The organism is Paenibacillus sp. J31P13 (genome assembly GCF_056269295.1).
This window is the reverse complement of the sequence record NZ_JBWDNR010000001.1, coordinates 1,171,065-1,184,204: the sequence shown is the minus strand read 5'-3', so window position 1 is coordinate 1,184,204 and position 13,140 is coordinate 1,171,065. Positions and strand designations below refer to the sequence as shown.

At 44.7% G+C, this 13,140-nt stretch carries 7 protein-coding genes; all 7 read right to left on the bottom strand.

Features of this window, described 5'->3' with window-relative positions:
• Positions 1-57 precede the first annotated feature (57 nt).
• The 7 genes from AC0YOD_RS05375 to AC0YOD_RS05345 all read right to left on the bottom strand — a co-directional run bounded on the left by AC0YOD_RS05375 (position 58) and on the right by AC0YOD_RS05345 (position 13,138).
• Positions 58-1,899, bottom strand: a complete 1,842-nt coding sequence (locus tag AC0YOD_RS05375) for an FAD-dependent oxidoreductase (RefSeq protein WP_475798189.1) — start codon at positions 1,897-1,899, stop codon at positions 58-60.
• Positions 1,883-2,740 (bottom strand): hypothetical protein, encoded by an 858-nt coding sequence (locus tag AC0YOD_RS05370; RefSeq protein ID WP_475798188.1) that lies wholly within the window; start codon positions 2,738-2,740, stop codon positions 1,883-1,885. The genes AC0YOD_RS05375 and AC0YOD_RS05370 overlap by 17 nt, the downstream gene beginning before the upstream one ends.
• A 92-nt stretch (positions 2,741-2,832) precedes the next feature.
• The gene (locus AC0YOD_RS05365; protein ID WP_475798187.1) at positions 2,833-7,572 is read right to left on the bottom strand and encodes an OmpL47-type beta-barrel domain-containing protein; all 4,740 of its coding nucleotides are present in this window, start codon (positions 7,570-7,572) and stop codon (positions 2,833-2,835) included.
• Positions 7,573-7,645: 73 nt separating this feature from the next.
• Positions 7,646-9,229, bottom strand: a complete 1,584-nt coding sequence (locus tag AC0YOD_RS05360) for an extracellular solute-binding protein (protein ID WP_475798186.1) — start codon at positions 9,227-9,229, stop codon at positions 7,646-7,648.
• A 67-nt stretch (positions 9,230-9,296) separates the two neighbouring features.
• Positions 9,297-10,175 carry a carbohydrate ABC transporter permease gene (locus AC0YOD_RS05355; protein ID WP_475798185.1) on the bottom strand — a complete coding sequence of 293 codons (879 nt, stop codon included), beginning with the start codon at positions 10,173-10,175 and terminating at the stop codon, positions 9,297-9,299.
• A 27-nt stretch (positions 10,176-10,202) separates the two neighbouring features.
• Positions 10,203-11,168 (bottom strand): ABC transporter permease, encoded by a 966-nt coding sequence (locus tag AC0YOD_RS05350; protein ID WP_475798184.1) that lies wholly within the window; start codon positions 11,166-11,168, stop codon positions 10,203-10,205.
• A 167-nt stretch (positions 11,169-11,335) separates the two neighbouring features.
• Positions 11,336-13,138, bottom strand: a complete 1,803-nt coding sequence (locus AC0YOD_RS05345) for a sensor histidine kinase (protein ID WP_475798183.1) — start codon at positions 13,136-13,138, stop codon at positions 11,336-11,338.
• Between the last annotated feature and the right edge of the window lie 2 nt (positions 13,139-13,140).

The window sequence follows — 13,140 nt, the reverse complement described above, 5'->3', positions numbered from 1 at the left end:
ACTCCTCCATCAGCTTGGATAGGTTCTCATCGTTCGTTCGCACACAATCCAATGGATTCATAAATAAGCCTCCTTCGTATCATGATGTTTCTTCTGGCTATTCCAACGTGAGATAGCTTGACTGATTAGCTGACGTATCTTATCATCCATTACATTATGAATGTCAGAGCTGCCTTTAAAGGAGATGACAAGAGATCCGTCCAGCAATGGCAAATAATTATCGAATATTTCGATAATATCTTTGCGAGTTTCATTGTAATGATCTCCGATCCGAGTTAATGCCATCAGGGCATAAGATACATATTGAAATCTTAGTTCTTGTACATCCGAAATAAACTCTCTGTTCGCATCGATGAAAGTAAAGCCTTCCAGGTCGGTAATAATGCTTCTCAAAACCGGAATCGAGTCCTTGTCAGCAAGCTTTCCTAACAAGTATATAGCGGCATAACCGCGACCTTGATTATACTTAGAGCTGCTAAGCGGGACGAACGGATCACGTTCCTGGACAATTTTACGCAGAACTGGCGCAGCTTCTGAGGCATTTAGCAGAGCTAGAGCTATTGCACTGTTCTTGTGCAGATGTTCAGACTCGCTCTGATTCAGCCACTCTCTGAGACTCGGGAGAATAGCATTACCCCAGCGCTTGGCCGACCAGAGCGCCACTCCTGGCTTAAGGCTAGAAAGCCCCGATTTTAACACTTCAATGTCCTCTATCCATTGGATATATGGATTTGACCGATCATCCATCGCAAGTCTATGTTCGAAGTAAACGTCATTACACTCCGCAAGACAACCCGTTTCCTGAAGAAGCATCGCTAACTCTGCGTATGGAACCTCTCGCAATGGAAGCTGCTTAGTAATGGATATATAAGCAGCATAAGCTGCGGCTTCTCCGCATTTCTGCATATCTCGCTTCATTCGAACGCATGCTGCCATATCGTGATCTACTGCCAAGCACCTTCCCGCAACAAGCAGCCCATCGAAGCCCTTAGGAATCAATGCGCCGAGCGGTATTGGAACTGTAAATTTAAGTCCCCAAAGGCTGGATGCTACTGTCCAGTCCCGCTGCAGCTCGCTTTCGAAGGCGAGATCTTTGCTGTGGTTATCCAAGTTCGAGTACGCCATAAACACGGGCTCCCTTGTATATCGGTCCTGTAGAAAGTCCGCCAGTGTAACGTTCTCTTCACCGATGATAAATTGGCTCTCGCGTATACCAAGCTGAGGAGAAACACGTAACAATAACAGTTCTTCCTCATACCGTTCCTTTAAGTGAGTGGCAAGAAGCGCGGAATCGACGATCGCCCTCGACATATCCTCTGGGTCTTCTGGAAACACATATCCGGAATCGGTATATGCGGATTGAACACGATTCTCTTTAAATCTAACCCATACATTGGAGAAAGGCTGCGCTTGAGCGTCAAACTCTCGCCCACCGCGAAGCTCGCAGCCGACTAATCGGCACACATCGGCATTTCCCGTGCTGTCGATCACGACACTGCTTGTCACATCATACTGTCCTGTATCTGGTGAGAAGCACACTGCTCCTTTAATCGTTCTTCCTTCCATTAATACACTGATGACCGTCGTATCGTATCGGATGGTGACTCCAGCCTCTAGAGCTTCCCGCTCCAGTACATATTGCTTCGCTTCCGCATTTACTCCATAGGACGGGGTGTATACCTTGTGCTCCATTGCAGGTACTTGTCGATCAATCTCTTCAAAGATACCGCCTCGAGAGCCGAAGTAGTAGCCAATTACACCACCGGCTGTCCCGATCCCCCCCAAGCAGGTATGCCTGTCGATGCCCAATACGCGAAGTCCTTTACGAGCCGCGGCGATAGCGGCGATCGCACCCGCAGTACCTAATCCAACGACAATGACATCATAATGATGCTTCATCAAGTAACCCCTCCGTTTTCACAAGCTGCTCATATCCGGAGTCCATTGCCTCCAATGGATGATCGAAGCCTTCGGATGGAAGCCAGATCCACCGCTTTGCAAGCAGCTGCGGTCCGCGACGAACGATGGATTCGAACGCACCTGCCACAGCTGCGATCGTCCACGATTCCCATTCCTCCGATCTTGCTTCCCAATAGGGGTGCAGCCATTGTTTGGCTTGCAGCCAATCGTATTTAGGAGGGACACAAACCCTCAAAATGACCTCAGAATGGAACCTTCCTCTAGCGATCGACATGGAATGATCAATTGGTGCAGGCAGGGTCGCTTCCTGTATGGCATGATGATGTAGATATGCATTCAATCTTTTGTGAGTCGGAACGAACAGGTGACCAGGCTGTGTAAGACGCTGGGTGGAAGTATCCCATATTTCATCTGCTATCACCTGATGAATGCCAGAAGCATCGAGAAGAGTTACAAGATAATTCCCGTTATGCTCAGCAACCTCGATAATCTCTGTAAGGAATTTAACTTTCATTCCTCGTTGCTTAATCAAATGACATAAGACAGGGTGAAGCGCAGGTAGATGAACAGGCCCATCTCCATTCCCATCCTCCACCATCAGGTTTCGAGCCAATAATTCATCCCGGAATTTATATCCAAGGGTTGTTTTTGGTTTTCCCCATAGCCTTCCCGCGTTAAACGCATCGATGAATTCACGACCAACCATAGCTGTCCGTTCTACCACGATAACACTCCGATTCGCTTCATGCGCAGCAACAGCCGCGCCTAGTCCAGCAAATGTAGCACCGCAAATCAACAGGGAATACTCGTTATGCTTCAAAGGTCTGTGCCTCCTTCTGATATACCTCTAGGTTTACATTACACAAGAGGCTAGTCGGCTTTATGCCGACCAGCCTCTTCACCACATGTTATTTACTTATTATGAGGAACAATGACTTGAAGGCTAGCTGTCTTTACATTCCCAGCCCTATCTGTTACTGAATACGTAATCGTATAAATTCGACCGGTGCCTGACCCCAGCCTCTGAGCTCTCAAGAAGAACTCTCGGTCGTCAGTGCCAAATACTGCATCTTGAATATCGGTTATTCCTTGAGCAGCCGGCTCATTGCTTGTTATCGAAACCAATCTTACAGCTGCGATCCCTGATCCATCGTCTGACGTTTCCACTCCCACTTGAACTGGCACCAGTTTGTTGTTAGGCGGCCAGATCGTTGACGGGCTCGCTTCGAGTGACAGATCAGGCGCCATTCTATCGATTTGAATAACCTCCGACTTCATGACCTCTGTATTTCCAGCTAAATCCGTACTGTAATACTCCAGCGTATAAATCCCATCATCCGTAATGGTGAACGGTTCATTGTAAGTGCTCCACGCCCCCAAATTCACACGATAAACCGTATCCGTCACACTCAATTCGGCCTCATCTTGTGCATGTATGGTCACTACAACGGGACTCGAATACCAGCCATTAGCCCCGCTTTCACTCACTGGCACAATATCGACCATTGTTGCCGGCGGCGTTACATCTTTGGGATGAATCCTGATGACTATTCTGTAATCCTTGTAATCCCTGAGTGGAACAGCTTCGTTAGGATTAACTACCAGTACGGTAGTGCTGTTAGGACGTACCTCATTCCTTAAAATAATACTGTCTAAGTTAAGCGTTGAACCATCGGTCTTATGCGTTAAAGTCCCCGTAATTCTCAAATTTTTCAGAGAGTTTTCCGTGACCGGGAAAGGGAAAGGCGCAACGGGAACGACCAATCGAATGACGCCCTCGGCTGGATTCATACCCGGTTGGCTTACTGTTACATCAAATGCGTCAAAATCACCTAATGGTTTCGAAGGGTAAAGAGTGAGTACAACGTTATAATCCTTATAATCCATTAGGGGTACTGCTGCTGTCGGGTAGACCACAAGAACGGTTGTACCATTCGTACGCACTTCATTACTTTTGATCAGACTGTCTAGCTCCAATATCGATCCATTTGTTTTATGTGTAAATGTGCCCGTAACTCTCAAGCCGATCAAGAGATTCTCCGTGACTTGGAACGGGAAATCCTCTACAGGGACAACCAATCGAATATCAGTGGCATTCATTCCCTTAACGGAAACAGTCGTATTGAATGGCTCGAAGTTCTTTATTGTGCCGGGCATCGTAATACCTGCATCAACATAATCATTAGGCGCTAACATTCCTCCACCAAGACTTTCAACCTGACCATTGGTTTTCGTTGCTGCGAGCGTGTAGGTAAATCTCTTAGTCGGATCATCCACCTTAATTAGAAATTCATAAGGATATCCAACTTTTTCTGCCGTAAACTGCTCTTCGCCGATTTGATAGGTCATAGTCAATTTGCTTGTCGTGTCATCCATATCAGAAGTATAAACATAAGCGTGATAGCTGTCTGGGGAAATCTGGATCACATGACCTTTACCTCTTGAATGCTCCGTCACCGTGCTGCGCGAATTGTTGGAATATACATAGTCCGTTTTTGCAAAAGCCGGTGCCCGGACACTTGGTATGTTTAGAACGACCGATGAAATTCCCTTAGCAGGAATATCAATTGTAAACTGACCGTTTACTACTGAAATGGAGGAGGAAGCTCCGTTAGCCTCATATACTGTAGCGGTTCCGGAATAGCTAGCACCGCCCTCAATCTTCTCTCCTAAGGAAATTGTGCTGGTTATGGACTCATTCCCCTCATTCATTAAAGCTAGACCTAGAACACCGTCTTTTCTAGCTGTGATATAGTCAATCTCTACAGTGTCAGGTTCAATAATTCCTCTATCTAACCATAACCACATATCCTCTTCCTCATAGAACTTGCCCGGTGCATGACCGAACTGGTTCGAGGCAAAGTAGGCATACCCTGACTGATAGATCGATGGGAATGAAATATTCTGCTCGGATTTCGACCAGGTGCTATTAATAAGGAAATCCTCTAACATGGAAATAAATACAGGAATATGATGCCAGTAAACCGATGTATAATCCGGACCTTCATAAGGGTAATTTGCCTTCATCTGATGGAAGATCGGTCTGTCCTGATAATATCCCGGATAGTTGCCGAAACGGCCGATCATGGCATTTCGCGCCATCGTCTCGAAGTAAGGGTCTCCTGTATACTCTGATAATTTAATCAGCATTCCTGCCCAGTTGTTCATATAAATAATATTGCCATGTCCTGGTGTTCTCGGGTGCTCGGTTCCCATACCCGCTTTGGCGATAAGCCAACCGGGAGCCGTCTCTTCTACCAATGGTGGACCACTCTCTTGCGGAGGCTTTGCCTCACCGTCCGGATTGCCTAGTCTCCACTGCTGATCTCCGTGCCACCAGAAGGTGAACCGGTCAGCGACGAGAGGTCTCTCAGCCGTTTCCACAGGGTTAACGGTATAATCGGTCGTCGCATAGTCGTTATGATAACCAGTCGTCCATAAGCTCGTTGCTAGCAGCTGACCGCTCTCCTCGGCAGCATCCAAATACTTCTGTTCCCCTGTTGCTTCATATGCAGCTAGGAAGGTTGTTACCATAGGGATATAATCGCCATAGATAAAACCGCTCACAAACCGAGATTCTCTATTGTTTGGTGAATTAGGATTATTCGCTAAATACTGATCTGCCAAGGTCTTCACCCTAGTTAAATAAGCTGGATCACCCGTATATTTATGCATCGCTGCTTGATCTGTAACCCCAGCTAAATTCCCACTTTCCTTTGCAGACTGAATGGCTGTATTCATCAAATATGGCATGCGTCCCTGCGTCATTTCATATAAACCGCCGTATACGCTTGCTGAATAATTGGCAACTGTTCCACCAAGTGGCGATGGTAGGTTGGAAATATAATTTCCACCACCCTGACTATCCGTGATTTTGAAATGATAGTTTTGTCTGCTGAGCATGAACGCTAATGTAGGAATAGCACGTTCATCTAAGATTTCTTCGTTCTCAGTCAGCAAGTATCGCTGCACCGCCGTCATCGCATTGGAGGTAGTGGTCAGATGCCTCTCTTCCATATTATAGTGAGCCATGTTGACAGGATCCCAACCGCCATAATCGTCATCCATCATGAGGTCGGTTGCGTTGAAAATTGCTTCATTCACAGAATGAAAATAATTCGTACGCAAATCCTTGAAGTTGTACATCTTCTCAGATACATGTGTTAAAGTGTCATACCAAGAATTCAAGTGATTTACGATTCTGAAAGATACCTCGTAGTTGTCACCGCTTTCGAATAAGCTGTGCTCTGTACCGAACATCGGAGCCATAAACTGCGGCCTTACCTTCCCGTCAGGATCTCTTAGCACTAATCCGAAATGGGAAGTATCCGGATACGTGAAGCCTTGAGGCACGCTTGTTGGATCCATTACAATCCCAGACGTCAGCTGCTTGCCTGGTACCTTCGATTGGCTTTCTGTATAATGCAGAGTTGCCATTGGTGTAAATAAGTAGCTTTCCGGAATCATATAGGAGCTGGTTGGGACTGTTTTTTTCACGTACAATAAAGGAGCAGTCACCGTTTCGTAATCCTCATAGGCAACACTGTCTCCACTGTATAGCATGAAGGAATAAGCTCCAGCCTGATGGAAATCAGCTTTAAGCGTAACCTTCGGATCATCCGCGAGCGAATCCAGCTCAAAGGTCACCTTCAAATCTGCTTCAGTATTCGGAAAGGTCAATTCTATCTTGTTGTCGGCAACCTTTGTATAAGCTGATGGGATAAACCACACGGGCAGACCAGATTTGAAGAAGTTATCTGCAAATGCTGTGACTTCAGTTCCGTTAACCATTGCTGTTTGTTTAATAATCGCAAATTGCTCGTTCTCACCGGCCATCTCGCTATGCAAAGCGCTCATCATTAAGAATCCGAGTTCTTCCGTCTTCCCCTTAACAGGTAACCATTGACCATCATCCTTCACGAAGATTTCATTCTGAACGAGAGTAGCCTTTTCTCCTACACCTTGATGAAAGACAACCTTGACGGTATCATTCTCAATGGTATCGGTTTTAATGGGAGTCACATCCTCTTTCGCCCAAACCGGAAAGTCTGCAGACGGAAGTAAGTCGAATAGACTCATCGGTTGAGCAATTTTCAGCAGCTCCTCTTTATTCTCAGGTGGAACCAAGGATAGATCCTCTGTCAAGAAGAATCCTTCGCTTCTAGCGAAAAAACCAGAGGTGTCTACGAGTGAAAGCTCATGAATGCCCTCCTCTAGATGGTAAATACCGACTTCAGACCAGCGGAATCCCTCCATCCCATGATCACCAAACCGTTCAGCAGCCTGCACACCATCAACAGCTACATGAAAGGTTCGGGTTCCCGGCTGATTAGTTGCATAGTCACGATCACGAACCCACAGTTTATAGTCGGTTTCCTTGGTAATGTTCACCTCTGCAATAGCAGGCTCACCACCTGAGCCGTTTGCCTCCTCAGGGTTTGAACCCGTCGACCGTCCAGTCAGAAAATCACCCGTCAAGGACCATGACCCGAACGTTTTGAAGGTAAACGGAGTGAGATAGAAATGCTTCATCGGATTATCCGCCGAAAGGCTTGCCTCTGGAGTCGTAATTTCCTCTGCTTGAACGGCAGCGCTGGTTAACTGGGGTACTAGGAGACAGATTGTCACGAGCATAGCTAGTAACTTTTTCATTATTCCCCTCCTTATTTGTGAAAACCTGTTTGCCGCCCTGCTGAAGAGGCGGCAAACAAATGCAAACCATTTTCTATTTCTGAGTGCTGGCAATATATTCATTCATTTGCTCAACGTAAGCCTTGCCGCCTTTCGCATACCAATCTGCTAGCAGCTTATCGAATGCATCGACTGGCAAATCACCGATCATGATTTTGGTTATCGTTTCATCCCAGATCAGTTTGAAATCCATAAATACGGGTTCTTTAGCTGCTGGAGGAACAAATCCTTGATCCATAGAGAAGGCTACTGTCTCAATCGATCTGTCGACCCACGGTCTAACTCTTTCTCTATTTTCGTTAGAATGCTTAGCATCGATGAAGAAATCTCCGTCATTCGCTCTTCTTACAACGCTTTTTCTCCAAGGTGATAACACATCAGGAATGTACTCCCGGTTTCCATCGACCAAATTGTACTCGACGCCTTCTACGCCATACTTCACTAGCTCCCAGCCCTCATCTGATAGCAGCCAATCTAGGACTTGAAGTGCGCGTTCCGGATGCTTCGCTTTAGCAGTCACACCCCAAACACCGAAGGTGGCTGTTCCGTAAGAAACACCTTTAAGCTCACCTTTATCATCTTGGATAAAGATATATGAAATCTCAGTCTTCGGATCGAGCTCTTGTCCACCTTTCTCCGCACCAATTGCATTTCCTGCGAATTCGTATCGAATGCCAGTTAATCCGCGTTTGAAACGATCAATGGATGCGTTCCTGTCAATAACAGCTGAATCCGGATCAGCTAACCCTTCCTTAAACACCATTTGTGTATAGGCGAGCACATCTTTATACACCGTAGAGCTCTGATCATACATTGGTGTTATATACTCGTATTCGCCGCCTGTTGCCTTCTGCCAGCCCAGGTTTCCGAACTGTGGAGATAGAATTGGATCTATCATCTTCGTTCCATTCAAATAACCAGCAAATCCATAGGTATCGTTCTTACCGTTCTGATCTGGATCATTGAATGTAAACTTACGTAAAATGTCTGTGAATTGATCGATGGTAACCTCACGGTTCTCCGGCATCTGGAAACCAATGTTCTTGAGCCAATCCTCGCGGATAATAAAACCGTCATTACGAGCAACCGAAGTACGTGGTACAGCGTAAATGTTTCCGTCACGCTTCGTATCGAGAGCTTCCCACGAGATATCGTACGTATATTCCTTAATATGAGGCAATTGATCTAAGAAAGGATTGATTGGAATGACCACTCCGTCGTTCACTGCGCTCAAGAACGAATCATCTGTCTCTGATGGGAAGAATACTAGATCCGCATAATCTCCGGAGATGAGCGACAATTGCAGCTGCTCCTTATATCCTGTAGATGGTGGGACGATAAATTCCAATTCAACATTTAGTGCTTCCTCAACCTTATCGAAGAGTGCTTGATCTGCTGGGGCTATATCTGCCGTCGAGAAATTAGCCATGATGGAGATTTTTACCTTTTCCTTCGAATCAGGAGCGGCGCTGCTGGTAGCGCTTGCAGTAGGAGAACTTCCGTTAGCAGTCGTCGAACTTGGTTCATTCTTCCCATTCTTATTGTCGGAGCAAGCGACCAATAAGATCAATACAAGCACAATCCCAAAGCTAGACATCCGTTTGAATGAACGAATCATTGTATTACACCCCTCACTTGAAATTTATTTGTTTATAATAAAGGCTTTTGCCTCTACTAACGGACCATTAACCTTTCACAGAGCCTAGCATGATGCCTTTAACAAAATACTTTTGAAGAAAGGGATATACACACAAGATTGGGATGGTTACAATCATGAGCGTTGCATATTGAAGGGTTTCAGAATTCACGACAATATTCCCAGCTTCCGCCGTATTACCGCCGCCTGTAATGGAATCTAGCTTTGCTCCTTCTATAATTTCGCGGAGGAATAGCATTAGCGGCCAATTATCTACATCACGAATATAGATAATGGCATTAAAGAAGTTGTTCCAATAGGCAACGGCTGTAAATAAGCAAAGTGTAGCAATTATGGGCTTCGATAACGGTACGATAATACGGAATAGAATATAAGGATCAGAAGCACCGTCAATTCTCGCTGCCTCCTCTAGTTCTTCCGGAATGTATTCCATAAACGTCTTCATCAGGATGAGATTAAATCCAGAAAAAAGCATTGGAAGGACGAGAGCAGCTAATGTATCTAACAGTCCAAGTGAACGAATTAAGTAATAGTTTGGTATGAGACCACCGTTGAAAAGCATTGTAAAGACGATTGCTAGCATAAATAGATTGCGGCCTCTCAAATGCTTCTTGGACAAAGGGTAAGCCGTAAGGATGTATAGAAATATACCGATTAGAACACCACTAACTGTAATAATTATCGTGTTCAAGTAGCTAGACCACAGCACTGGGTGATCCATAATTTCTCTGTACGCTTGGAACGAGATATTCTTCGGCCAAATGCGCAGCGGATTTTCCACATAAGAGGAGTATGAGCTGATAGAAACAGCCATTACATTGAGAAAGGGATATAGCATAAGAAAGCTGATAAGACATATGAGCGTATAATTTATACTATCAAACCAATTTAGTTTGCGAAGACGCATTCGCTAACCTCCTATCTTTTCGGTTTCCTACCAGATCGATTTTCCACTAATTCTGCGAGAAGTATAATTGGCTGAAATGATCAATACGAAGCCAACTACGCTCTTAAACAAACCAATAGCCGTGGCGTAGGACAAGCGACCGTCCTGCAATCCGATCCTGTACGTATATGTTTCAAAGATATCGGCTGTTTCGTATGTCAACGGATTATAAAGCATGAAGACTTGTTCGAAGCCGTTGTCCAATATGTTGCCAAGCTTAAGGAGTAACAAGATGACAACCGTCGTCGCAATACCCGGGAGCGTGATATAACGAATCCGCTGTAAGCGGGAGGCACCGTCTATCGTAGCCGATTCGTACAAGGTAGGATCTATCCCCGACATAGCTGCCAAGTATATGATCGTTCCCCAACCGACTTCCTTCCATATTTCTGCACTGACGAGAATGGATCTGAAGTACTCTGGCTTCATTAAGAACTTAATGGGCTCATACCCAAATGAGGTAACGATATAGTTCACTAATCCAGATGTCGGAGAAAGGAAATTGATAATGATACCGCCTAGTACAACCCATGAAATAAAGTGAGGCAAGTACAGTACCGTTTGAGCAATTCTCTTGAACACCATCTGCCGCACTTCATTGAGCATGAGCGCAACAAGGATCGGAGCTGGAAACCCCCATATTATTTGGTAGATGCTTAGCAATAGAGAGTTTTTAAGCACCCTATAGAAATGGGGAGATTCGAATAATATCTGAAAATTTTGTAGACCAATCCAATCGCTGCCCCATAAGCCTCGTACGAGGTTTAAATTTTTGAAAGCGATTACGATTCCAAACATCGGAACATATTTGAACACTAGCAGGTACAAGAATCCGGGAATCAGAAAGATGTATAGCCATTTATTTCGAACAAAGTAGGATAGGAAGCTTTCTTTCTTCAACGGCTTCATCTGACGAATGGAACCTTGATTAACCTCGGTACTAGATTGCGGCACTTGTGTCTCTCCTCTCTCTACATTGATTACTTACCTTTAGTATAAAAGCAGGTCATAAAAATAAAAATTCCCCTCAGTATATAAATGGTGAGGGGATGTAAACGATTTAATGTTAACGCTTTCATTATAGTGGGAATAATTATAGCTTTGGTGTGAAGCAATTAACTTTATGTTTTTTTGGGGACTCGCATCTCAACAATCGTTCCTTCTCCTTCCTTCCCGTAAATCTTGATTCCATATGCTTCACCGAAGATAAGCTTTATCCTCTGATTGACGTTTCGGAGTCCAATATGAGCATCTTCCTTGATTTCGTCGGATTGAAAACCTTGGTTGATCTTATCTGCTAACGCTTGATTGATTCCTATACCATTGTCTTTGATTTTCAGAAAGACAGTTTGCCTCTCCTCATAACCAACAATGGTGATCACACCTGATCTTCCGGACGGCTTAATTCCATGGTAGATTGCATTCTCGATAATCGGCTGAAGAGTCAGCTTCACCGTTAAATAGTCTAATATGTTGCCGTTAATCTTCCAGATCACTTCTAACTGATCCTTGTAATGAAGTTGTTCGACCTCAATATATAATCTTGCATGCTCCATCTCTGACCGAAATGGAATGATATTATCTCCAGTGGATAAGCTTAGGCGAAGCAATCGCGATAACGTATGAATCATCACCGAAGCCTCATTCTTTCCATTTGTAAGCCGCATGACCTTCCAATTAATCGCTTCCAGTGTATTGTAGAGCATGTGAGGGTTGATTTGCGATTGAAGCGCTATGGCCTGTGCTTTACTCATCATCTCGTATCGACGATTAAGCTCCACTTCCATTTCCTTTTTCTGCTCACTAGAATGAACAATCGTTGCTGCAATGTACTTTATTTCATTAACAGCACTGGATGCTTTATTGTTGAAATCCTTCATCGGCGGATGACTGCTTTCCAGCAAATTCAATATTCCGCGAATCGGTTGATAAGTCTTTACGGATACAAGAAAGGAGATAAGCAAGCTGGATCCCACCCCGATGGTAATGAGGAGCACAATAAAGGAACGAAGCTGGTTTTGTCTGGATTCATAATGCTTAAGGGGGACTATGGAAAGATAGGACCACTCCCCGCGTGAGGAAGGAACCGACGATACAACACGATCCATACCTGAATAACGGATGATATTAGAATAGGTAGATCCAAATAAAGGAGCTGGCAAATTGGGATGAGAGGTTTCAATGGACTGATTGATGAGCCTTTGCTCTTGTGTATATACGATGGTTCCATCTCGATCTACGATATAGACTTCTTGCTCCGGCGTAATTTCTTTTAGCAGAGGCTTTAGCTGTGCAGCACCGATATTAACGATCAATACGCCATCTTGGTTCAGCTCGCTTATGGGAAGCTGTCTGAACAATACGATTGAATATTCCGAGTCCTCCGACTGCTTCAAGGTGCTGAACCAAAATTTCTTTTCTGTTCTATTCTTCGTATACTCATCGTACCACCACCGATGCTCATACTTGTCCAAGGATCCGGCATTCGACGCGGAGAGCAAATAATTGTTCATCCCAGACCCGGAGTAAAGCTGTATACTGTCCACATAAGGGTTCGTCAAATTAGAAATTCCGAGAATGTCTTGAATTCTCCGGATTCTTGAAATCATTGAGAAATCTAACGGATAATTCATAAGATTCTCCGTCAAGAACAGTCGTACATCCGGATCGGTTCCTAATCGGAGACTCAGGCTTTCCGCTTCTGTCATCATGATGTCCCCAGTGTCGCGGATTCGTGTTAGCTCGCTAAGACTTGCGCGGCTAACCTCTTCACGCATCGTCGAATCATTATAATAAAATACAAGATAATGTAAACACACCAAGGGTACCATGAGTAGAAAAAAGACGACGATGAAATTCTTAATGAAGATGCTGTTAAATTTGTAGTTTTTTATATACGCCCATAATGTTGCCTTTTCTTTCATGC

Coding starts and splice junctions, on each gene's coding strand:
- AC0YOD_RS05375 (WP_475798189.1), bottom strand. CDS start 1,899: ATGAAGCATCATTATGATGTCATTGTCGTTGGATTAGGTACTGCGGGT.
- AC0YOD_RS05365 (WP_475798187.1), bottom strand. CDS start 7,572: ATGAAAAAGTTACTAGCTATGCTCGTGACAATCTGTCTCCTAGTACCC.
- AC0YOD_RS05360 (WP_475798186.1), bottom strand. CDS start 9,229: ATGATTCGTTCATTCAAACGGATGTCTAGCTTTGGGATTGTGCTTGTA.
- AC0YOD_RS05355 (WP_475798185.1), bottom strand. CDS start 10,175: ATGCGTCTTCGCAAACTAAATTGGTTTGATAGTATAAATTATACGCTC.
- AC0YOD_RS05345 (WP_475798183.1), bottom strand. CDS start 13,138: ATGAAAGAAAAGGCAACATTATGGGCGTATATAAAAAACTACAAATTT.